Below are 23,569 nucleotides of genomic sequence, written 5' to 3'. Positions count from 1 at the left end.
TCTACCAGCAAAGGAATTATAAAACTTATATATTTAATGGAAACTCCGCAAGCTGGACTAGATGCACAGAAGGATGAAGTCCGTTATCTACAATGAATCGAAAAGGTGATCACCTTTTCTACCCTGTGGATCAGCGAGACGACCGAGACCCCGCAAGAAATGAATGAGCGAAGCTAAGCAGAGCTCATTCATTTGCGACGCATCTGCCGTGCAGATGTGGGAGCACAGGGGTTTCGAAGCGACTGAGAAGGCTTGGGCGCGAGCCCACGGAAAGCGAGTGATAAGCTTTGGAAAATACGACTTCTTAACTTTCTCTACAGCCTAAAATTCCTTTCCACTCTGTGAAAAGGAATTTTTTAATGAATTGATCTTCAAACAAGCTATTGCCATGGAACCAAAGCTCTGATATTGTATTAATCATATTAAATTACTCGGTATTAACACTGAGTACATAATTTCTTATCCAGAGAAGTGGAGGGACTGGCCCTTTGAAGCTTCGGCAGCGGAACAGATTGGAATTCCAATTTGAAACTGTGCCAAATCCAGCAGATGCGTGAGCATTTGAGAGATGAGAAGAGCCGGACGGTGAGCCTCTCTTCTTTTTTATGAAGAGGGCTTTTTCTATTGGGCGGCAAGGATTACGCGTTTCATTCAAAATAAAAAAGACCAAGGAGAGATGGCAGATGAACAAGCGTTGGGTTGGAGTGATCGGGATTTCGAGTGCGCTATTATTAGCTGGATGCGGCGATAGCGGGGAAGCTTCAGGGGAAGACAAGAAAGAAGTGCGCGTCGGCTTTGGCGTCGGGACGTATGAGCAGCAATTCAAGGAAGGGATCTTGCCTATTTTGGAGGAGAAAGGGTATAAAGTGGATACGACGACTTTTTCCCAGAACATGCAATTGAACCCGGCGATGCAGGAAGGCTCGATCGATGCGAGCATTTTCCAGAGCACGGCGTATATGGAAGGGATCAACGAGGAATTGGGCATGGACATGACCGGCATCGCTTTTGTGCCGAGCGCGCCTCAAGGCTTGTATTCAGTGAATCATCAATCGTTGGATGCGGTGAAGGACGGCTCGACTGTCGGCTTGCCGAATGATCCGGTCAACCAGGAACGCGCAGTGCGCATCTTGGAGGAACTCGGGTGGGTGACGGTGTCAGACGATGCAGGCGTGACGGATTTTAATTTGAACGCAGTGGAAAATGCGGATTACGATCTCGACTTGAAAGTCTTGGACCCAGCGCAAATTCTGGTGTCGCTGCAGGATATCGATTTTGGCGTCGTCAACGGCAATTATATTGCCAATGCGCCGGACCGCAAGATTACGGATGCGTTGAAAATCGAGAATACGCCCGAACAGCATCGGATTGTGGTGACGATCGAAGAAGATAACGCGGATACTCAGTGGGCGAAAGATTTGAAAGACGCTTACGAATCCGAGGAGTTCCAGGAATATATCGAGTCGAATGAGCAGTATGACGGCTTCATTTTGACGGAGGAATGGGCGCAATAGCTAGGAGAAAGGTGAAGAATGATGGATATCCTAAAAGCGAAGACGTTTGAAGAACGCATGGACATATTGAATGAAACCGTCGCACCGTTTACGGAACGGGCCGCGCACAATGATTTGGAACGAAAATTTCCATTTGAGAATTTTGAGGAACTGAAAGCGATCAATTACCCCGCGTTGACGATTCCGAAAGAATACGGCGGAGCGGGCATTTCCTTGTCTGAGATGCTGCGCTATCAGGAAGCGATCAGCCGCGCGGACGGGTCGACCGGTTTGTCAATCGGTTGGCATATGGGCATCGTTCAAGATTTGGGCGAGACCGGTAAATGGGACGAATCAGTGCTTGAAGCTTTATTTGACGATATCAAAGCACGCGGCGCATTGATCAATAATTGTGCGACCGAAAAGCAGACCGGCAGCCCGACAAGAGGCGGCAAGCCATCGACCACAGCGAGAAAAGTTGGCGGTTCGTGGGTCATTGATGGACGCAAGTCGTTCACGTCGATGGCGCCGGTATTGGATTACTTCAACGTGACCGCTGTGATTGAAGAAACCGGAGAAGTGGGCTATTTCCTCATTCCGCGGTCGGCTGACGGTATAGCGATCGACGAAACATGGGATAGTGTGGCGATGACCGGCACGGGAAGCCATGATTTGGTGTTGACGAATGTCCGAGTCGAGGAATCGGCGTTGGTCGAGATCAGTGTGCCCGGTAAAAAGCAGCCGGCCGGATGGCTTTTGCATATTCCGGCGTGTTATCTCGGAATCGCTCAGGCTGCGCAGGATTACGCGATTCGTTTTGCGCAAGATTATTCGCCGAACAGTTTGAACGGGCCGATCATCGAGCTGCCGAACGTGAAACAAAAGATCGGCCAAATCGAATTGGAATTGCAGCGGGCGCGGCACTTTCTTTATTCCGTCGCGAAACAATGGGACGAATCGGACGACGAACAGCGCTCGCAGATGGCTGCGGAACTCGGGGCCGTGAAAGTCGCGGTGACGAATTCAGCTGTCGATATCGTAGATTTGGCGATGCGCGTCGCAGGTGCACACAGCCTGTCGGAAAAATCGCCTTTGCAGCGCTATTACCGCGATGTGCGGGCGGGACTTCACAACCCGCCGATGGAAGACATGCTCATTCCATCGCTTGCGGATTTTGCGATCGGCAAAGCGAAATCGAAACAACCGGTTAAATAAGATGGAGCCGCTGATACTTATAGGATTAACAGTCGAGAGTATTAAACAAGTCCACCATCTACTGTGAATAAAAAAGAAGTCTACTTTTTCTACAACCAAAATTCAATGTTCTAGCTGAGTATTTGGAGAAGCGTTTGATCGACTCCAGCGGGATCAGTGGGTTTGAGAGACCCCGCAAGTAGCGCAGCGGATGAGGAGGCTCGATTCCCGCCCCGCGGAAAGCGATCAATAAGCTTTGGAAAATACGGTTAGTTATACTTGCGCCGCTGATCTTCAGGGATCTGCGGCTTTTTTCTTTTTATAATTGGAAAGAAATTACGGAGATAAGTGCAAATTATGTCGACGCTTACATTAATTTTTCCTTATGTGACATCTGTCACTAGCCGCTGTGGCTGCGCCTCCTGTAAGTTAACAAGAGCAGACAACTGCTTCCGATATGGAATTCGCATCTAGAGGGGAATTTTTAGAATGAAAAAAATCGCATGGATCACGGATACAGCAGCGCAATTGGATGATGCATTCATCCAAAGGCATAATGTCTATGTATTGCCCCTTAGTGTCGTGTTTGACGACGGGTCGTACCGAGAGTCGATCGACCTGACGCAGGGAGAATTTTACGATAAATTACGTGCGGCGAAAGTGTCGCCGAAAACTTCACAGCCGGCCATCGGCGAAATGATGGCTTTATATGAAAAACTGCAAGCGGAAGGCTATGATTTTGCTGTGGCGCTTCATTTGTCGAGCGGCCTGTCCGGCACATTCGACAGCGCGCAATCAGCTGCCGAGATGGCGGATTTCAAAGTGTATCCAGTCGACTCGAAAATCGGTTCGTTCCCGATGGGGAAAATGATCGAAATCGGCAACGAATTGTTCGCAGCCGGCAAAGAACCCGAAGAAGTCGTAGAGACCATCAATCAATTAACCACCAAATCGCATCTATCGTTCATTCCATCGAGTTTGAACCAATTGCATAAAAGCGGACGGGTGTCAGGGACGCAGGCGTTTCTCAGCAATATCCTCAATATCAAAGTGGTCATCACCTTTGTGGATGGTGTCACGACGATGAAAGAAAAAGTCCGTTCAAACAAACGCGCTAAGGAAAGCGTCAATTCGGCCTTGCGCGCGGATATGGAAACTGGCATGGTGCCGGAAGTGGCGGTCATTCATTGCAATAATGAAGCCGGTGCGGAAGCGTGGAAAAATGAATTGATGAAGGAATTTTCGGGACTTAAAGTGGACGTCATCCCATTGAGCGTCTGTGTGGGCGTCCATGCCGGAGAAGGCACGACCGGCTTGAGCTGGGTCAGTTATTAAATCAGGAAAAATCACCATAAACCTTGGATGGACTGCGTATTCATGCGCTGCCATCCGGGGTTTTTGTTATTTCACTGTCTTTGAAGAAAGCTTCACGGGCTGCCGTTCTATGTTAAACTTTAATAAATATAGTTAAATATTGGCTATTTATAAGTGCTGTTAGATTAATTTACCAAAAGAAGATGAACAAGAAATCTGACACTAATTGAGGTGCTTAATGATGGTGACATTTCGGGAATTGGAAATGTATAAGAATTTTGATGAGCTGGCGGAAGATGTAATCGGCCTGGCCAAAGAGGTTTTGCCGGATCAATTGTTTTACTTGAGCTCCATGAGCGAAGCCCAGCAAATAATTTTGAAGCATTCACCAAACGATACGGCGATCCCCATAGCGGAGGGCTTAATGTTGAATTTGGAGGATTCACTGTGCAGCCGCATCGATTTCAAGAACAAGCAGCCATTGGTCTATGAAGATGTCAAAGACGGGCATGCATTGGGAGCATTTGAGGAAAAGCTCGAAGCGGCCAATGTGCGCTCGTATTTGGGGCTGCCGATTTCCTTCATTAATGGGGAGCGGTTCGGCACTTTATGTGCGGTGAACGATGAAAAAAGCCAGTTCGATACAAAAAGCATCACTTTATTGCAGCGAATTGTGCGGATGTTCACTTATTACTTGGATCTCGAGCGCTTTGCATACCGGGATTCGCTGACGGATCTGTACAATCGCCATTTTCTCACGCGATTCTTTGAAGGAAATTCAAAAGCGGGAGGCGCAGTATTCTTTCTCGATTTGGATGGCTTTAAAAAGGTCAATGATCTGTACGGCCATGATACGGGAGATGTGGTATTAAAAGAAGTGGCCTCAAAGCTGCAGCGGTTTACTGCCGTCCATCCGGATGCTTTGGCGATCCGCCTTGGCGGAGATGAATTTCTGGTCTGTTTTACCGAACCAGCCAGTGCAGCGGAATTAAGTGAATGGGCAAACCGTCTGCTTGACAGCTTGAGTGATTGGGAAGCCGATTACCCGCTGTCGGCGAGCATCGGCATTGCCCAATATGCGGCCGGTGGGGATTGTGATTTGAAAGAACTTCTTCAACAAGCAGACCAAGCATTGTATCAGTCGAAAAAAGCAGGGAAGAACCGCTATACGTTCTATTCAGTTCAAAATAATGCGTTTTGAGGAGTGGGGATATTGGCTGAACTCAATCGACTGCAAGCGGCCTTTAAGCAATCGACGTATCAATTGGCGAATCACGGCACGCGCAACGCCGGCGTGTTGAAACAGGCTTTTGAAGACATCGCGGATGATGTCGAAAGTGATTTGTATGGAAGTGGGCAGGTTATTGAAGAATTTCAGGAGAAGATGGCGGCGTTTTTAGGAAAAGAGACGGCAGTTTTCTTCCCGAGCGGCACGATGGCGCAACAGATTGCGCTGCGGATTTGGTGCGACGATAAAGGGCTGAAACGAGTGGCCTACCATCCGCTCAGCCATTTGGAAATCCATGAAGAAGACGGTTTGAAAGAATTGCATGGCATCGAATCGGTGTATTTGACGGACCCGGACCGTGTCGTGGAATTGAAAGATGTGGCGGAGTTGGACGAGGAAGTGGCAGTGGTGCTGCTGGAATTGCCGCAGCGTGAAATTGGCGGGCAATTGCCAAGCTTCGAGACGCTGGAACAAATCTCGCACTATTGCCGCGAAAATCAGATCAAGCTTCATCTCGACGGCGCCCGCTTACTGGAAGTCACTCCTTATTACGAAAAGTCCGCAGCGGAAATTTGTGCTTTATTCGATAGCGTCTATTTATCCTTATACAAAGGAATCGGCGGAATTGCCGGCGCCATCCTGGCTGGGGACGAAGCGTTCGCAAAGCAATCGAAAGTGTGGAAAAGGCGCCATGGTGGCGATTTGATCAGCCTCTATCCGTATATCATCTCGGCCGATTATTCTTTCGACGAGCGCTCCGGCAAGATGGGACAGTATTACGAAGCAGCGAAGCGAGTGGCGGCGCTCTTTAATTCCTGCCAGGACATTGCGACTTTGCCGGAAGTGCCGGTTTCGAATATGTTCCATGTCCATTTCTCGCATCCTAAAGAAGAAATAGAACCGGTCATCGTGGAGCTTGAGCAAGAAACGGGGATCGGCCTCACCAGTTATTTGAAAGAAATCGACAGCGGGTCGTGTTATTTTGAAATGTCGATGGGAGACCGGTACGCAGAAATACCAGCAGATTTGGTTCAACAGGCGTTCAAGCGATTGGATCAAAAGATGAAAGAACGCTTTAGTGAATAGAAGATGGTCTATTCAGCCCTTCCAGGCAATCTTCGGATTGCGGGAAGGGCTTTTGCGTTCAAGCGGAAGCAGGAGCGACTCTCTTTCCACAGCGCGTGGAATCGTGTAAACTGTATAAGGTTAAGAAAAGATAGGACATATTGAATCGTTTGATCGTTTCGGATTTCAATTATAGATGACAGTGAATTTTCGGATGAAGGACTGCTTCATCCCGCAAGGAAAGGATTGGAATTGAGTTATGAAAGAGAATTTTTGGCGTGAATTGCCGAAGCCATTTTTTGTATTAGCGCCGATGGAAGATGTGACGAATGTGGTATTTCGCCATGTCGTAGCGGCAGCGGCGAGCCCTGATGTGTATTTCACGGAATTTACGAATACGGAAAGCTATTGCCATCCGGAAGGCATCCACAGCGTGCGCGGGCGTTTGACGTTCACGGAAGATGAGCAGCCGATCGTCGCCCATATCTGGGGCAACAAGCCGGAACATTTCCGCGAGATGAGCATCGGCATGGCGGCGCAAGGCTTTAAAGGCGTCGACATCAATATGGGCTGCCCCGTACCGAACGTTGCCGCCAAAGGAAAAGGCAGCGGCTTGATCAATTATCCTGATAACGCAGCGGAGATCATCCAAGCCGCGAAAATGGGCGGATTGCCTGTCAGCGTCAAGACGCGACTTGGCTATACAAGTGTCGACGAATGGAAAGGCTGGCTAACGCATATTTTGGAGCAGGACATCGCCAACCTGTCGATCCATTTGCGCACGAAAAAGGAAATGAGCGCCGTGCCTGCGCATTGGGAATTGATCCCGGAGATCAAAGCGCTGCGCGACGAGATCGCACCGGATACTTTGATCACCATTAACGGTGACATCCCGGACCGCAAGACCGGCCAGGAGCTGGCAGATAAATACGGCATCGACGGCGTCATGATCGGGCGCGGGATTTTCCATAACCCGTTTGCATTCGAGGAAGTGCCTCGTGAACACAGCACGCAGGAATTGTTCGACTTGTTGCGCTTGCATTTGGACCTTCACGATAAATACTCGACGGAAACCGAGCCGATCGCCTTCAAGCCGTTGCGCCGTTTCTTCAAGATTTATGTGCGTGGCGTACGCGGTGCAGGTGAACTCCGCAATGATTTGATGCACACCGAGACGACCGATGAAGTGCGCGCTTTGCTGGATGCATTCCAGCTGGTCGCTGCAGGAAGCAGCACGCACACTGAATCGTAAAAGCAAAATCCCTTCCCGCAACTAGGCGGAAAGGGATTTTTTTAATTGGCGTCGCGGTAACGATAGATGGATTGGTAAGAAGCCGTCCGGACTTCGGTTTCAAATGAAGAGCGGCTCCAAATGCTTTCCTGGTCCGATGTTTCTTCCGTCTCGACTAGTTTCAGTTCGCCTGCTTGAAGCGTCATGATCTTGGACTCCACAGATTTCAATTCGTTTTGTTCGTAGTCGAGCGCACGTATTTGCACTTGCACTTGCTTCGTGTCGTCTAAATTATTTTTGACGAAAAAAGTATTTTGGTAATCGCTCGAGTTGCAGTTCTCGGTTCTGCGGCGGACGCATTGTTTTTCGGAGCTCATGAACACGACAGTGATTTCCTCGCCATCTTGCTGTTCATTTGCAGCAGCAATCGCTGACTCGAGCTGTGTGATATACGATGCTTTTTCCGCTAAAGGATAAACCCAGACGATGAAAAACAGGATTGTGGCACACAGGAACATTGAAACTGTCCAAGCCACTTTCGGGTTGTGGAACGATTTGGGGGCGTTTTTATAAACGATGCCGACGATAATATTGATGATCGACAGAATCACAAGGAAGGCCCCGGCGACAATGAGGCCGACCATCAATTCAAAACCGTTCTGGAAAAATGCCAGCTGGTAGGCGTTGGAATAAAAATAATTCAGCGCTGCGCTGAGGATGACCAGTAACAGGAGCGCGGCCAGCGGTTTTTTCCAGCGATATCTCTCCATCATGCCTGTTTTGTTGCTGATGCCAGTCCAGAGAAACCAGACGTAAGGAAGTAAGAAAATCAAAATGACTAATGTGACAATGCCCATGAGATCATGCCTTTCATTCGTGAAATGGATGTATGTTGCTATCAGTTAAATTATACGCAGCAAATCTACAAAAAGATTCAAATTTTTTACAGATCGTATTTGGCAGAAGGTGTTTTGCCAGTCAGGCATGAACAATGCTACAGAATGGCTCGAGGCGTGCTATAATAGATGACTTAAGGCAACTATGCGTTGTCCCAGGCAATAGATGCCCGAAAGCTTCCAGCCAATCCTAAATTGAGGTGTAACAGAATGAATAAACGATGGACGATCGATAAAATCCGGACATTCGTCAACAACAATTCCGACAGCAAGTTATTGTCGACGGAATACCACGGATTCTCCCAAAAGCTCTTGTTCAAATGCGCATGCGGCAATAACTTCGAGAAGACTTTCACTAAGTTCAACAAGAACAACCAGCGCAAATGCGATACGTGCCAACCGCCAAAAGCACCGCGCGGGCAGGAACAATAAGAAAACGCCAATCCCTATTTATAGAGGATTGGCGTTTTTTTAGGCTAAACCATTATAGCTTGCGGATGAACAGGATGATCTGGATGTACATCTCCGCCATTTCTTCCGGCGTCTCCGCCAAATCATTATCCAGCCATTGCTCGATGAGGCCGAGGAATGCGGAAGTGGCGAAGGTGGACAGATAATCGTCCGGCACGCTGGCGCTTCGGAAGAATCGTTCGTTTTTAAGCATATTGCCGATAAAATGGCCGACGAAAAATCCTTTAAGCCGCTTGTGGAAGCCATTTTGGTTATGCTCACTTAAAAACGCGCGGAAAGCGGCAGCATTCATTTCGATATAGCGGAATACTTCAACGGATTGGATGGACACATTGCCTTTATCCGCTTCGGCCAAAAGCATTTCGGGCTGCAATTCTTTCAACTGTTGGGCCAGGCCGTCGAGCAGCTGTTCTTCCATTTGGTCCAGCAAATCGTATTTGTTGAGGTAATGCAGGTAAAATGTTCCCCGGTTGATCCCGGATGCTTTGGAAATATCCTGGACAGAGATCTTGATGAAATTCTTTTTGGCCAGCAGCTGCAGGAAGCTTGCCTGGATTTTTGCTTTCGTTTTTTCGTTCATGTCATCATAAATGGCTGGCACGCTATCTCCTCCAAACCGCTTAACAGCTGTGTCTTTTCTGTTTATTGCTTCCAGTATAGCAGGCATTTAAAATAGATAGTAACCACTCAACAGTGTGTTGAGTGAAATTACAGGATAGGTGATGGACATGAAGAAAAAAATGGCCGTAATGGGGATTGCGCTGCTGGTTGCTCTGTATATGCTCGGGAAAGCATTTTTATTGAATGAAGAGATCAAAATGTTCTTGCTGATCTTTTTCGGAATTGGACTCGTCCTCGCGCTGCTCCGTTTGTTAGTGAATAACTCGATCAAGAAAATGAAAGGCAAGGATTGGAAAGTGAAAGTGCTGTTCTTTACGGTATTGCTCGGTTTCGGATTGCCGTTCCAGTCCTGGTTCCGGACAGAAATCTTATTCAAAATGGACTCCGCTTATTTAGCGGGCAGTGTGGCCATGCTCGTATTAGGGATGGTTTTCATGACCCTATTCTACGGCTTTGCCAAAACAAAAATTCGGACCATGCAATTAGCTTGATGAAATGTGCTAAGCGAGCTATTTCCAAGGAAAAATAAAATAGTTTTGAAAATTCGGTTGACTTCTTTATTTCCTAGTATTAAGATAGGGATTAATTTAATAATCTTATCCAGAGAAGCCGAGGGACTGGCCCGTTGACGCTTCAGCAACCCCTGATATCAATCAGGAAGGTGCTACTTCCAGCAAGGAGAGATTCCTTGGGAGATAAGAGAGCGGACCCGACTATTCAAATAGCCCTCTTTTCTCGTTTGTTGAGAAAAGAGGGCTATTTTTATTTTCACTCGGGGCTGCGGAAATTACGATTTCAAAAGGAGGAATTTGACGATGACGAAGAAACGGATTTATTTGAACGCTTTTGAGATGGTGTGTGCAGGCGGGCACCAGTCGCCGGGGTTATGGCTCCATGAGGACGACCGGTCGCATACATACAAGGACAGCGAATATTGGATCGAGCTTGCGAAGCTATTGGAAAAAGGGAAGTTCGACGCGGTGTTCTTAGCCGATGTGCTCGGGACCTACGACGTCTACGGCGGGACGCGCGATGCGGCGCTTCGCAATGCGGTGCAGACGCCGGTCAACGATCCGCTATTGGTCGTGCCGCTCATGTCATCGGTGACAAAGCATTTGAGTTTCGGGGTCACGGCATCTGTCAGTCACGAACATCCGTACACCTTCGCACGGCGCATGTCGACACTCGACCATCTGACAAAAGGGCGCATCGGCTGGAACGTCGTCACTTCCTATTTGAAAAGTGCCGCAGTCAATATCGGGCTCGATGACCAAATGAGCCACGACGAACGCTATGAATTTGCGGCCGAGTATTTGGACGTTTGCTATAAATTATGGGAAGGCAGCTGGGAAGATGGCGCGGTCGTGCGCGACAAACAGTCGAAAGTCTATACCGACCCGTCAAAAGTGCACGATATCCGCCACGAAGGCACGTACTTTAAAGTGCCAGGCGCGCATTTATCCGAACCGTCGCCTCAGCGCACGCCGGTATTGTTCCAGGCAGGCGCCTCGCCGCGCGGCAGGGAATTCGCCTCGAAACACGCCGAATCGGTATTTACGGCAGGGCCGACGATTCCGGTTGTGAAAAAGGGCGTCGACGCTTTGCGTGAACGCATCACGGCGAACGGCCGAAACCCGGAAGATGTTCTCGTCTATACGACCTTCACCGCAATTGTCGGCAAGACCGAACAAGAAGCGCAAGAGAAATACGAAACTTTGAAAAGCCATGTCAGCTATGAAGGGGCGCTTGCGCTGCTCAGCGGCTGGACCGGCATCGACTTCTCGGGATATGAACCGGACGATACGCTCGAGTACATCCAAAGCAACGCCATGCAATCGGCGGTCGAAGTGTTCACACGCGCTGATCCGGATAGAAAATGGACAATCGGGGAGCTGGCAACATTCGTCGGTATCGGCGGAAGAGGGCCGGTCGCGGTCGGGACGCCGGAGCAGGTCGCAGACGAAGTCGAGCGCTGGAGAGATGAAACCGGTGTTGACGGTTTTAATTTGGCGTACACGCTCGCGCCTGGCAGCTTCGAGGACTTTGTGGAACTGGTCGTTCCGGTCTTGCAGGAGCGTGGGCTCGTACAGAAAGAATACACGGAAGGCACGTACCGCGAGAAAATCTACGGCAAAGGCCAAGCGCAATTGAAAGACAATCATCCGGGAAGAACGTTCAAGCACTTGCACGAACCGGCTAGAAATTAAAGGAGGAATGCGCATGCTGACAGCTTATTGGATCGCCGTCGCCGTCTTTTGGATCGTCGGGCTGACCTTATGGAATAAACTTTACCCAAAACCGAAAACGAAAGGAGGCGAACGCAATGGGTAATGAAACATCTTGGCTATTGCCGCTGATCGGCGTGATGCTCGTCGGCTATTTCGCCTTGACGACGTGGCTCGGCAAAAAAGGCAAAGCCCATAGCGGATCGATGAAAGGCTTTGCCATCGCGAAAGGCAAAGTCAACCCGGCTGTTGTCGGCATGAGCTTCGGCGCCTCTTACGCTAGCGCCAATTTGTTTCTCGGCGTGCCGGGCTGGGCGTATACATACGGCTTGTCGACTTTGTGGTACACGATCGGCTGCTTTGGGGTCACGTGGCTCGGCTTATTGCTGTTCACGAAAACCTTCTGGCGCTACGGGCAGAAAAATGGAGGCAGCTTGACGATTCCCCAATGGCTCGGCAACCGCTATAACAGCAAAGCTTTGCGCGTACTCGTCGCCTTATTGGTGTTGTTCAATATCTACTATATTGTCGGGCAGAATGTCGGCTTAGCCACAATGTTCGAGACGGTCATCGGCATTCCGTATTTATGGGGTATCGCGATCGGCGTCATCATCACCGTCGTCTACGTGAGCCTTGGCGGCGCGTTCGCGCAAATCGTCAGCGATGGCATCCAAGGGGCGACGATGGCGGTCGTGTCGCTGTTATTATTCATCTCGCTATTATGGACAATCGGCGGCGGATGGAATGTCTTCGGCACGCTGCAAGCGGAACTTCGCGCAATCGACCCGGCACTTGTTTCGCCGTTGTCGACTGGCGGGCCGTTCTATAGCGGCTTTGCCATCTTGAGCATCCAGTGGCTGCTGTTTTCATTCGTATTGCTGCCGCATTTGATGAATAAAGTGCTGACGGTCGAAAAGGAGGAAGACTTGCGAACCTTCACTTTATCCGCCGGTGTCTCTTTATTCACGCTGTCGATCTTCTCGGTATTCGCCGGACTTGCGGCGCGCATCATCTTGCCGGGCCTTTCGTCAGCTGACAGTGCTATTCCGGCATACATCATGGAAGCTTTCCCGGTTGTCATCGTCGCGCTGCTCGTCATGGGATTGATCTCCGCGATCCTGTCAACGACCGACAGTTTGTACCTTGGCATCACCAACAGCATCGGCAACGATTTGTTCAAAGTGCTGGCAGTGCCGGTTCTTTATAAAAACAAGAATTTGACGGAACAGGAACTCGACGCCAAAGTGCTGAAAGCATCGAAAGTGTCGCTGCTCTTCATCGGCCTGGTGTCGCTCTATATGTCGATCAACCGCCCGGAATCCCTGGCCTTGCTGACGAACTTCGGGACCTCGGCGATCATCAGCGGCATCGCAGCGCCGATCAGCCTCGGTTATTTCTGGAAGCACGCCAATAAATCCGGCGCCATCGCTTCCGTCGTCAGCGGCGCCGGCTGCTATATGATCTTGACGGGCACCGGTGTCATCGAACACGTTTTCCAGGCGATGTTTTTCAGTTCGATTCTCGGCTTCACGTCGATGATTACGGTGAGCCTGCTTGCTGAAACCTTGAGAAAGCGCGAAAAGACTTCGCAGGAAGCAGTTCGCGGATTGTAAAGAAAAGCCCCGAGATCATTCGGGGCTTTTTCAGCTGTCGACAAGTTTAAGAAATCGTATTTTCCGAAGCTTATCGCTCGCTTTCCGTGGGCTCGCGCCCAAGCCTCCTCAGCCGCTTCGCGCCTTGCGGGGTCTCGGTCGTCTCGCTGATCCACTGGAGTCGAGCGAAAACTTCTCCAAATACTTATATAGAACATTGAATATTAAATGTAGAAGTGACGATTGCTCTCCAATTGAACACCCTAGGAAAGCCCCGAAATCATTCGGGGCTTTCCCATCCCATCAATCTTCAGGAAAATTTCATAAATCCAAGTGCGCCGCTCTTGTTTCTTCTGTTCAAATGAAATAGGCTGAAAAGAGTTGATGCAAAAATGATTTGACCTAACGAGAAAGAAGGAGTTATTCCGATGAAGAAAATGATGATTTTATTGAGCGCATTGCTGGTGTTTCCGATTTCAGCACAAGCGCATTCTGTGCTCGAAGCCTCGACGCCGGCTGAAGGGGAGCTCGTAACCGAACCGGTTGTAGCCGTTGCACTTGATTTCAGTGCCGGTATTGAAGAAGGCAGTTCCATGACGATGACAATGGACGGGACCGCTGTGGATTTCAGTGAAGTGGCCGTTATGGATGACCAATTGATCGGTACGCCGGCTGAGGTGCTTGAGGACGGTGCTTATGTCGTGGAATACGATGTGCTGAGCGAAGATGGCCATCCCATCCAAGGGTCACTTGCTTTTGAGCTACAGGCAGGCGATGAAGAAGCGGCACAAGAGGAGCCGGCTGAAGAATCAGCTGAACCGGAAGCTGATGAGAACGTAGCTGAGGAAACAGAGCAAACGGAAGCCACTGGTATGGAGCAAGCGGCAGCGGGCGACCCGGAAGCTCCGAGAGGAAATAATGGTTCCAGCATGACTTTGATCATCGCGGGCATCGCCATTATCCTATTGATCGCAGCAGTTGTCCTGATGCGTAGAAAACGATGAGCTGGTTGATCGCACTGTCGGATTTTTTTCTTTATGTAGTGCTGGCGTTCCTTGCAGGGGATGTCGTCTTGCGCTGCGTCAAATCGGAGAAAAAGCCGCTTGTTGAGGTTCCGAAAAAGCTGCTCTTGCTTGCGCTTGCGCTTATTCCGCTGTTACTTGCACCACCTGTCATCCAGCTGGTTTTGCTGCTGTCAGAAAGCTTCGGCCTGATGCAAGCAATCGTTGATGTCACGACGGAATTTCGCGCTGGCCAAAGCTATGTATTCGGCATCTTGATGGCGGTGGCATGGTTGATCGTGGTGCGGCGCGACGGATCGTGGGTATTCCGCGCGTTTTGGCTCGTGCTCAGCGTGCTCAATGTGGCATATGCGAGCCACGCTGCGTCCATTGCCGACTGGCAAGGGTTTGCCGGGCATGCGCTTCATTTTCTGGCGCTCGTATTATGGGCAGGCGTATTGATCCACATCGCCTGGTTTTTGCGCGACGGGCGCAATTGGTGCGCGTTTCTTAAATGGTTTACGCCATTTTCTGTTGTCCTGATGATCATTTTGATCGGCAGCGGCATCTGGCTCATGCTGTTTTTCGTGGCGCCACAAGATTACGCGAGCTCGTGGATTTTGCCGTACGGACAGCTCTTGTTGCTGAAGCATTTGAGTATCGTGCCGCTCTTGCTTGCAGCGTTCATCAATGCAGTCTTGTCCCGAAGCGATGAGCCGAACCGCTCTTGGCTCAAAGTGGAGAGCTGGCTTCTGCTGTTGGTGTTATTGATCACCGCATTCATGAGCAAGCTCGCTCCGCCGCATAATATCAACGAAACGTTCCGTCTGGAAGGCGGCGCGCCGTTTGTCGAATGGGTCGCAGGGCCGCAGTATCTTCCGGTCCATGCGGTATGGACGCCGAATATCGACGGTTTCTTGATGATGGCGATCGGCCTGATCTTCCTGGGCTTGCAATGGCTTGGCTATCGCAAACAGCTGCCTGAATGGTTGTCGTTCATCTTCGGTCTCGGGTTTGTCGCAGCGATTTACATTGGATTAATGTTCAGTTTTCTATTTTAATGAAAAGCCATCCCTGGAATGGCGAGTCCCAGACACCAGTTGACGATGCTGTACTCGAAAATTTGGGGCCGGCGGAGAAAAAATATCTTGAACCGGCTCTTGAAAAAGCGAGCTGACGAATACCGAACGCCTCCGGAAGGCCAACTTCCGGAGGCGTTTTCTATTGTTTCACTAGGGAGGGAAAACAGCGGCCGCGTCGAAAGAAACTACAAAGGAAATAGTTTACGGATAACAGCGCAGCAAAATCGGAGAGGGGTATGTGGCATGAAACGCAGATGGCCGGTTTTAGCATTGACATCACTCGGGGCATACGGGGCTTACCGGAAATACAAGGACATGACGCGGCTCGTCAAGCCGACGTGGCCGGAAGTCCGCCATGCCGGGGAAGTGGAGAAGGCAAGGACGGAGAATCTTCCGAAACCGATTGCCAGATGGCTGGAGACAATCGGCGCGGTCGGCAAAGAGCAAGTAATGGGCGTTTATGTAAAGCAAGTGGGCTGGATGAAAACGAAGCCCGAACAGGAAGAGTGGACCGAATCGACCGCCGAGCAATACAGCTTTGTCGAACCGCCATCTTTCTATTGGAAAGCGCGCATGAAAGTCGATGGGCTGTTCGTGACAGGGTCCGACAGTTTCCGTGACGGCCGCGCAGGCATGCGCATCCGCTTCGCGGGGCTCGTACCGATCAACCGGGCGATGCCCGACGGCAAGCTCGATGAATCGGCTTTGCAGCGCTTTTTAATGGAGATGGCCTGGCTGCCCGGGCTCGTGTTCAGCCCGTACGTGCGCTTTTTGAACAGCAACGAACGCTCTGTGGAAGCGGAAATGACCTATAACGGGTCGACCGCCAATGTGACTTTCGAGTTCGATGAAAAAGGGCGCATGAAACGTGCGCGGGCGATGCGCTATAAGGATATCGGGGAAGACGCCAAGCGCTTGCCGTGCATCGCGGAAGTGCATGAATGGCAAAAAATCGAAGGCATCGACATCCCGCGTCGCATCGACATCACCTGGATCATCGACGGGCAGGAGTTCACCTGGTATAAGTTCACCGTTGAAGAAGCGAAGTTCAATCCGCGTGTTCCGGATTCCTGGTGAGCGGTCAGAAATGTAACAGAAAGTTCGTTGTTTTTTGATAAATCATCTTGACCCCAATCACCGCAGGGGGTATCATGTGGGAATACTGAAAACTGCATAGTGAATTCTTATCTAGAGAAGTCGAGGGACTGGCCCGATGACGCTTCAGCAACCAGCCGCTTGCGGTCAGGTGCTAATTCCAGCAGGCACACGCCTGGCAGATGAAAAGGAACGAGTCCGATATCGTAAAGCCTTCTTTTTCATGGAAGGCTTTTTTTGTTTCATATCGATGCGTCCGCAGCTGCACGGCAAATCAGACAGAGGAGGACGAACCATGTTATTAGATGAACTGAAAAAAAGGATGCTGACGGCGGACGGCGCCATGGGAACGCTGTTGTACTCCTACGGCATCGAATACTGCAACGAGGAATTGAATATCCAGCGCCCGGAAGTGATCGAGAAGATCCACCGCGATTATATCGCAGCCGGGGCGGATATCATCCAAACGAACACATACGGTGCGAATGCCCATAAACTGGCGCGCTACGGGCTCGAAGAACAGACCGAAGCGATCAATAAAGCGGCCATCGCCATCGCCAATAAAGCCGCAAAAGACGGCGGGCAGTTTGTCGTCGGCACAATCGGCGGCATCCGGGGCATCCGCAAAAGCGATGCGACACTTGATGAAATCGTCGCCATGGTCGACCAGCAGGCACAGCATCTGCTGTCGGGCGACCCGGACGGTTTATTGCTGGAAACCTATTATGATTTCGAGGAACTCGCGGCGACCGTCAGCCATTTGAAAAAACTGACCGACGCCCCGCTCATCGCGCAATTATCGATGCACGAACCCGGTATCCTCCAAAACGGCATGAGCTTGAACGAAGGATTGAAACGGCTCGATGCGCTCGGCGCAGAAATTGTCGGCGTTAATTGCCGTCTTGGCCCGCACCATACGATCCAGGCGTTCGAAGGCGTCGAACTTCCGGAAAAAGCCTTTTTGTCGGCTTACCCGAACGCTTCGCTCCTCGACATTGAAGACGGGCGCATCGTCTATGAATCGGAAGCCGATTATTTCGGCCGTGCGGCATTGCTTTTGCGCGAAGAAGGCGTCCGCCTCATCGGCGGCTGCTGCGGCACGACGCCGAAGCATATCGAAGCGGTGAAAAAACGCATCGGCCATCTGCAGCCGATCACCGAGAAGAAAGTCGAGGAGAAAAAGCCGATCGTCATCCGCGAAGCGGAAGCGCTGAAAGACAAGCCTTTGCACGAAAAAGCGAAAACCGAGCGGACCATCATCGTCGAACTCGATACGCCGCGCCATTTGGATGTCGAGAAGTTCCTTGAAGGTTCAAAAGCATTGGACGCAGAAGGCATCGATGCCATCACGATGGCCGACAATTCACTGGCCTCGCCGCGCATCAGCAATATGGCGATGGGCTCGATCCTCAAACATAAGCAGGATGTCAGACCTCTTGCGCATATTACCTGTAGAGACCGCAATTTGATCGGCCTGCAATCACATATCATGGGGCTGAACGCACTTGGTATCCACGACATACTCGCCGTTACGGGCGATCCGACAAAAGTCGGCGATTTTCCGGGTGCGACAAGCGTCTATGATGTCTCGAGCCTAGAATTGATCCAGCTCATCAAAAAGCTCAACGAAGGCATTTCATTCTCCGGGAAACCGCTCCGGAAAAAAGCGAATTTCTCGGTCGCTGCCGCGTTCAACCCGAACGTCCGCGTGGTAGAGCGAGCTGTTCAAAGGCTCGAGAAGAAAATCGAAGCCGGGGCGGATTATTTCATTTCACAACCGGTCTATACGAAAGAGAAAATCATCGAGATCCACGAGGCGACGAAGCATCTGGACACGCCGATTTTCCTTGGGGTCATGCCGCTGACGAGCATACGCAGCGCCGACTTCCTGCATAATGAAGTGCCGGGCATCAAACTGTCCGAAGAGGCACTTGACCGCATGAGGGCTTGTGGTGAAGACAAGGACAAAGCGACCGCGGAAGGTATCCAGATCGCGAAAGAATTGATTGACACGGCAGCGGAACTGTTCAACGGCATTTATTTGATCACACCATTTGTGCGCTACGACATGACGGTGGAATTGATCCGCCACATCCGACAACTAGATTTAAAGAAAGCGAGCGATCGTGCCTATGCCTAAACATTTAATTGAACAGCAGCTCGAAAAACGCATCCTCATCATCGATGGTGCAATGGGGACGATGATCCAAAATGCAGATTTGTCTGCCGAGGATTTCGGCGGCGAGGAATACGACGGCTGCAATGAATACTTGAATATTGTCCGACCCGATGTGCTTGAAGGGGTGCACGACGCTTATTTGGAAGCGGGCGCTGACATCATCTGCACGAACACATTCGGCGGCACACCGGTCGTTTTGGATGAATACGGGCTCGGCCATCGTGCAGCGGAAATCAATCAAAAAGCGGTGGAAATCGCCAAAATCAGCCAAGCGAAATATTCGACGCCGGAATGGCCACGCTTCGTTGCGGGCGCACTCGGCCCGACGACGAAAACTTTGTCGGTAACAGGCGGCATTACATTCGATGAACTGAAAACCGATTTCCAGGTACAGGCGAAAGCCTTGATCGAAGGCGGCGCGGATTTGCTGCTGCTGGAAACGAGCCAGGATATGCTCAATGTCAAAGCGGCGACAATCGCGATACGCGATGCCTTTGAAGAAACCGGTGTGGAATTGCCGGTGATGATTTCAGGGACGATCGAGCCGATGGGGACAACGCTTGCCGGACAGACAATTGAAGCATTTTATGTATCGATTGAACATATTAAGCCGCTTTCGGTCGGCTTGAACTGTGCAACAGGGCCGGAATTCATGACCGATCATTTGCGTTCGCTGTCTGAACTGTCCTCCGGCTATGTCAGCTGTTACCCGAATGCCGGTCTGCCGGATGAAGAAGGGCATTACCACGAGACGCCGGAATCCCTGTCGAAAAAATTGCGCGGCTTTGCTGAAAAAGGCTGGCTCAATGTCGTCGGCGGCTGTTGCGGTACGACGCCTGCACATATCGCAGCGGTGCGTGAAGCGGTCGACGGGCTGGCCCCGCGCGAGCGCAATGAAACGAGCCATGGACATGCGGTGTCAGGCATCGAAGTGCTCGAATACGACGAGTCGATGCGCCCGCTGTTTGTCGGCGAACGCACGAACGTCATCGGTTCGCGCAAATTCAAGCGGCTGATTATTGAAGGAAAGTTCGAGGAAGCGGCGGAAATCGCACGCGCCCAAGTGAAGAATGGCGCTCATGTCATCGATATTTGCCTGGCGAACCCGGACCGCGACGAACTCGAGGACATGGCGGCATTCATGCAGGAAGTCGTCAAGAAAGTGAAAGTGCCGCTCGTCATCGATTCCACGGACGAGGACGTCATCGAAGCATCGCTTAAATTCTCGCAAGGCAAGGCGATCATCAACTCGATCAACTTGGAAGACGGGGAAGAACGCTTCGATGCGGTCATGCCGCTCGTCAAAAAATATGGCGCCTCGGTCGTCGTCGGCACGATCGACGAGATCGGCATGGCGGTGACGCGCGAACGCAAACTCGAGATCGCGGAACGTTCTTACGAATTGCTGACTGAAAAATGGGGGCTCGCCCCGGAAGACATCATTTTCGACCCGCTTGTGTTCCCAGTCGGGACAGGTGACGAGCAATATATCGGTTCTGCTGTCGAAACGGTAGAAGGCATCCGCCTCATCAAGGAAAAGCTGCCGCGCGCCTTGACGATCCTCGGCGTGTCGAACGTGTCGTTCGGCTTGCCGCCGGTCGGCCGCGAAGTACTGAATGCGGTCTATTTGTATCACTGCACGCAAGCCGGCCTTGATTACGCGATCGTCAACACCGAGAAGCTCGAGCGCTTCGCGTCGATCCCGAAAGAAGAAGTGAAGATGGCGGAAGAGCTATTGTTCGAGACGACCGACAAAAACCTGGCGGACTTCACGGATTTCTACCGCGATAAGAAAAAGGAAAAAACGGAAGACGATATTCCGGACACCGTGCCGGAGCGGCTTGCTTACTATATTCTCGAAGGCACGAAAGAAGGGCTTATTCCCGATCTTGAAAAAGCGCGCGAGCTGTACGATGATCCGCTCGAGATCATCAACGGGCCGCTCATGGAAGGGATGGCCGAAGTCGGGCGCTTATTCAACGACAACCAGCTGATTGTCGCGGAAGTGCTGCAATCAGCCGGCGTCATGAAAGCGGCGGTGTCGTATCTCGAAGGCTTCATGGAGAAAAAACAAGACGATAGCGGGAAAGGCAAAGTCGTGCTTGCGACAGTCAAAGGCGATGTTCACGACATCGGCAAGAACCTCGTCGACATCATCCTGTCGAACAACGGGTTCAAGGTCATCGACATCGGCATCAAAGTGGCGCCGGCGGAATTGATCGAAGTGATCCGCAAAGAACAGCCGGATATCGTCGGCTTGTCGGGGCTGCTCGTGAAATCCGCCAAGCAAATGGTGCTGACGGCGCAGGATTTCCGCGAAGCGGGAATCGATGTGCCGATCCTGGTTGGCGGTGCGGCCTTGTCCCGCCGCTTCACCGAAACGAAAATCGCTGCCGAATACGACGGCCCGGTCATTTACGCAAAAGACGCGATGCAAGGGCTGGACCTCGCGAACCGCCTGCAAAGCGGCGCCGGAAAAGCGGTCTTGCTCGATGAGCTCGGCGCCCAGCAGGAAAAACGCCAGGCGCAGGAAGCGGCGCGTGCTGAAAAAGGAGCCGTGGCGGTTGCCGAAAAACCGGTCAAGACGGTGCGTGAAGATGCGCCCATCTATGTCCCGAACGATTTGCGCCGCCATGTCTTGAAAGATTATTCGGTGTCGCATCTGTATCCGTACGTCAATATGCGCACATTGATCGGCCATCACCTGGGGCTCCGCGGCTATAGCGACAAACTCTTGCAGCAAGGCGACACACGGGCGGTCGAACTGCACGAACTCGCGTCGAAGTTTCTCCAGTCAGGGCTACTGAAGCCTGCGGGGATGTATCAATTCTTCCCGGCACAATCGGACGGCGACGATGTCATCATCTATGACCCGAAAGATGCCAAGACGGAAATCGAACGCTTCACGTTCCCGCGCCAAGCCAAAGCGCCATTCCTGTGCCTTGCCGATTACCTGAAATCAACTGCAAGCGGCGAGATGGATTACGTCGCGTTCATGCAAGTGACGGCAGGGCACGGCGTCCGTGCGGAAGCAACGCGTTTGAAAGAGGCGGGCCGTTTCCTCGAGAGCCATGCGCTGCAAGCGACCGCTTTGGAACTCGCGGAAGGTTTCGCAGAACGCATCCACCAGGAAATCCGCGACCAATGGGGATTCCCGGACGCGACGGATTTCTCGATGCGCGACCGGTTCGCGGCAAAATACCAAGGCCAGCGCTTCTCGTTCGGCTACCCGGCCTGCCCGAACCTGGAGGACCAGGCGAAATTGTTCAATCTCATCAAACCGGAAGACATCGGCGTCCATTTGACGGAAGAATTCATGATGGACCCGGAAGCATCGGTATCGGCGATCGTCTTCGCCCACCCGGATGCGCGTTATTTCAATGTAGAATAAAGGAAGCGGACCAGGGAAGCCTGGTCCGTTTTACATTTATCAAGAAACTTCATCAGCTTATTCACGTTCCGTTCCAGCCGGATGCTTTCCGCGGGCACGGCCTCAGCCGATTCGTCGCTAACGCTAAAAACCTCCTGCTCAACTCTCACAAAGTTCTGGCTTCGCAAACGAATGACTTCGCTCCTTCGCTTGCAGGGTCTTCGGCTCGCGTCGCTCAGTCACTGCTCCCGCTGGAGTCGCCGGCTTCCACTTCACTAGGGTTATCAGTTTTTTCTTTGTGTTCAAGTGGTATGATGAAGAATAGAGAGTTAAAGGAGGTGCGGACGTATGACCGTCTTGAATATTTTGGATTACTCGCCGATCGATGAAGGCGAAACGGCAGCTTCCGCGCTTCGTTCGACAGTGGAACTGGCACAGCTTGCGGATCGTTTGGGCTATAAACGCTATTGGGTCGCGGAGCATCATCAAGTGTTTTCGGTTGCGGGCAGTTCCCCGGAAATGCTCATGATGCACCTCGCGACACTCACCGAACGCCTGCGCATCGGTTCTGGGGGCGTCATGCTCCCGCATTACAGCGCCTATAAAGTGGCGGAGAATTTCCGGTTGCTTGAAGCATTGCACCCGAACCGGATCGATCTCGGAGTCGGGCGCTCGCCGAGCTTCCGGCTCGTCAACCAGGCGCTCAATGAATCCAAAGGCAAGCGCGTGCCCTACGCTCAGCAGCTTATCGACTTGGAGAAATATTTCACCGATGATGTGGACAGTGAACACCGGTTCCAGAAATTGAAAGCGACACCGATCAGTGAAACAGCGCCTGAACTGTGGCTGCTCGGTACGGGCGAAGGCTCGGCGAAACTTGCAGCTGAACGCGGCATGGCTTATGCCTATGCGCATTTCGCGCGCCCCGAAGCAGCAGGCATCGATGTGGTCAAACGCTACCGTAAGGCCTTCATTCCGTCGGGCTTGCGGGAAAAGCCGCATGTCGCCATCGCCGTTTTCGCCATTGTCGGCGAGACGGAAGAGCGAGCCGAACAACTCGCCAAAGCATTCGATTTGTGGCTGTTGTTCGTCGAATCGGATTTCCAGCCGCCGTATTACCCGTCGGTCGAAACGGCTGAAAAGCGGCGGCTTAGCGCAGCGGAGCAAGAACGCGTCGAACGCAACCGGAGCCGCATGCTTGTCGGAACACCCGAACAAGTCAAACGGCAGATCGAAGCCGTCGCCGAACAGTTCACAGCCGACGAAATCACCCTCATCCCGAATATCGCCGGCCATCAGGCACGTATAGAGACCTTACGTTTATTGGCAGATGTATTTAACATGCAGTGAAACTAGTAAGAAACCCAATAAAAGTAAGGATTTCTTAGTATTTTCCTGATAATGGGATAGTTTAGGTGAATAAGTATTCGGAAAACTTCATAAAAACTGAGAATATGCAATATTGCCTTTTATTTAAGGAAATTGTCCTTTATAATAGTAAAAAACCTATTA

Annotated in this window: 18 protein-coding genes and 3 riboswitches; of the genes, 16 read left to right on the top strand and 2 right to left on the bottom strand. The window is 51.3% G+C overall.

Features of this window, described 5'->3' with window-relative positions:
- Positions 1 to 456: 456 nt before the first annotated feature.
- Positions 457 to 575: riboswitch (SAM riboswitch) on the top strand.
- Positions 576 to 683: 108 nt separating this feature from the next.
- The 6 genes from DP119_RS11410 to DP119_RS11385 all read left to right on the top strand — a co-directional run bounded on the left by DP119_RS11410 (position 684) and on the right by DP119_RS11385 (position 7,546).
- Positions 684 to 1,514, top strand: coding sequence for a MetQ/NlpA family ABC transporter substrate-binding protein (locus DP119_RS11410; protein ID WP_112233292.1), 831 nt, complete (start codon positions 684 to 686; stop codon positions 1,512 to 1,514).
- Between the two features lie 21 nt (positions 1,515 to 1,535).
- The gene (locus DP119_RS11405; RefSeq protein WP_112233316.1) at positions 1,536 to 2,708 is read left to right on the top strand and encodes an acyl-CoA dehydrogenase family protein; all 1,173 of its coding nucleotides are present in this window, start codon (positions 1,536 to 1,538) and stop codon (positions 2,706 to 2,708) included.
- A 468-nt stretch (positions 2,709 to 3,176) separates the two neighbouring features.
- On the top strand, positions 3,177 to 4,022 hold the full coding sequence (locus DP119_RS11400; RefSeq protein ID WP_058381751.1) for a DegV family protein: 846 nt from the start codon (positions 3,177 to 3,179) through the stop codon (positions 4,020 to 4,022).
- Positions 4,023 to 4,239: 217 nt separating this feature from the next.
- A complete protein-coding gene (locus DP119_RS11395; RefSeq protein ID WP_112233291.1) occupies positions 4,240 to 5,202 on the top strand; it encodes a sensor domain-containing diguanylate cyclase in 963 nt (320 codons plus the stop codon).
- Between the two features lie 12 nt (positions 5,203 to 5,214).
- The gene (locus DP119_RS11390; RefSeq protein WP_112233290.1) at positions 5,215 to 6,315 is read left to right on the top strand and encodes a threonine aldolase family protein; all 1,101 of its coding nucleotides are present in this window, start codon (positions 5,215 to 5,217) and stop codon (positions 6,313 to 6,315) included.
- A gap of 238 nt (positions 6,316 to 6,553) precedes the next feature.
- On the top strand, positions 6,554 to 7,546 hold the full coding sequence (locus DP119_RS11385) for a tRNA dihydrouridine synthase (RefSeq protein WP_112233289.1): 993 nt from the start codon (positions 6,554 to 6,556) through the stop codon (positions 7,544 to 7,546).
- 41 nt (positions 7,547 to 7,587) lie between these two features.
- Here DP119_RS11385 and DP119_RS11380 read toward each other — a convergent pair whose 3' ends face one another.
- Entirely contained in the window at positions 7,588 to 8,382 is a 795-nt protein-coding gene (locus DP119_RS11380; RefSeq protein ID WP_112233288.1) for a hypothetical protein, read from the bottom strand.
- Between the two features lie 249 nt (positions 8,383 to 8,631).
- Between DP119_RS11380 and DP119_RS11375 the strand changes: the two genes are divergently transcribed.
- The gene (locus DP119_RS11375; protein WP_058381746.1) at positions 8,632 to 8,853 is read left to right on the top strand and encodes a hypothetical protein; all 222 of its coding nucleotides are present in this window, start codon (positions 8,632 to 8,634) and stop codon (positions 8,851 to 8,853) included.
- Positions 8,854 to 8,905: 52 nt separating this feature from the next.
- Here DP119_RS11375 and DP119_RS11370 read toward each other — a convergent pair whose 3' ends face one another.
- Positions 8,906 to 9,493, bottom strand: a complete 588-nt coding sequence (locus DP119_RS11370; RefSeq protein WP_167399225.1) for a TetR/AcrR family transcriptional regulator — start codon at positions 9,491 to 9,493, stop codon at positions 8,906 to 8,908.
- 127 nt (positions 9,494 to 9,620) lie between these two features.
- Here DP119_RS11370 and DP119_RS11365 point away from each other — a divergent pair, with 127 nt between their 5' ends.
- The 9 genes from DP119_RS11365 (at position 9,621) to DP119_RS11325 (ending at position 23,407) form a co-directional block, all read left to right on the top strand.
- Positions 9,621 to 10,004 carry an MFS transporter permease gene (locus DP119_RS11365; RefSeq protein ID WP_068872125.1) on the top strand — a complete coding sequence of 128 codons (384 nt, stop codon included), beginning with the start codon at positions 9,621 to 9,623 and terminating at the stop codon, positions 10,002 to 10,004.
- Between the two features lie 102 nt (positions 10,005 to 10,106).
- A riboswitch (SAM riboswitch) is annotated at positions 10,107 to 10,215 on the top strand.
- Between the two features lie 113 nt (positions 10,216 to 10,328).
- Positions 10,329 to 11,720: an LLM class flavin-dependent oxidoreductase gene (locus tag DP119_RS11360; RefSeq protein WP_112233285.1), complete on the top strand. Its 1,392-nt coding sequence runs from the start codon at positions 10,329 to 10,331 to the stop codon at positions 11,718 to 11,720.
- Positions 11,721 to 11,836: 116 nt separating this feature from the next.
- Positions 11,837 to 13,351 carry a sodium:solute symporter family protein gene (locus tag DP119_RS11355; protein ID WP_112233284.1) on the top strand — a complete coding sequence of 505 codons (1,515 nt, stop codon included), beginning with the start codon at positions 11,837 to 11,839 and terminating at the stop codon, positions 13,349 to 13,351.
- Between the two features lie 407 nt (positions 13,352 to 13,758).
- A complete protein-coding gene (locus tag DP119_RS11350; RefSeq protein ID WP_112233283.1) occupies positions 13,759 to 14,334 on the top strand; it encodes a copper resistance CopC family protein in 576 nt (191 codons plus the stop codon).
- On the top strand, positions 14,331 to 15,392 hold the full coding sequence (locus DP119_RS11345) for a copper resistance D family protein (protein WP_112233282.1): 1,062 nt from the start codon (positions 14,331 to 14,333) through the stop codon (positions 15,390 to 15,392). The genes DP119_RS11350 and DP119_RS11345 overlap by 4 nt, the downstream gene beginning before the upstream one ends.
- 264 nt (positions 15,393 to 15,656) lie before the next feature.
- Positions 15,657 to 16,490 carry a DUF6920 family protein gene (locus DP119_RS11340; protein WP_112233281.1) on the top strand — a complete coding sequence of 278 codons (834 nt, stop codon included), beginning with the start codon at positions 15,657 to 15,659 and terminating at the stop codon, positions 16,488 to 16,490.
- A gap of 104 nt (positions 16,491 to 16,594) precedes the next feature.
- A riboswitch (SAM riboswitch) is annotated at positions 16,595 to 16,697 on the top strand.
- 106 nt (positions 16,698 to 16,803) lie between these two features.
- Positions 16,804 to 18,648, top strand: coding sequence for a bifunctional homocysteine S-methyltransferase/methylenetetrahydrofolate reductase (locus DP119_RS11335; protein ID WP_112233280.1), 1,845 nt, complete (start codon positions 16,804 to 16,806; stop codon positions 18,646 to 18,648).
- Positions 18,641 to 22,078 carry a methionine synthase gene (gene metH / locus DP119_RS11330; protein WP_112233279.1) on the top strand — a complete coding sequence of 1,146 codons (3,438 nt, stop codon included), beginning with the start codon at positions 18,641 to 18,643 and terminating at the stop codon, positions 22,076 to 22,078. The genes DP119_RS11335 and metH overlap by 8 nt, the downstream gene beginning before the upstream one ends.
- Before the next feature lie 327 nt (positions 22,079 to 22,405).
- Positions 22,406 to 23,407, top strand: coding sequence for an LLM class flavin-dependent oxidoreductase (locus tag DP119_RS11325; RefSeq protein ID WP_112233278.1), 1,002 nt, complete (start codon positions 22,406 to 22,408; stop codon positions 23,405 to 23,407).
- Positions 23,408 to 23,569: the final 162 nt, after the last annotated feature.

The sequence above is a fragment of the Planococcus maitriensis genome, from assembly GCF_003289925.1.
Taxonomy (GTDB): Bacteria; Bacillota; Bacilli; order Bacillales_A; family Planococcaceae; genus Planococcus; species Planococcus maitriensis.
The sequence above is the reverse complement of the archived record's forward strand: the minus strand, read 5'-3'. Positions and strand labels throughout refer to the sequence as shown.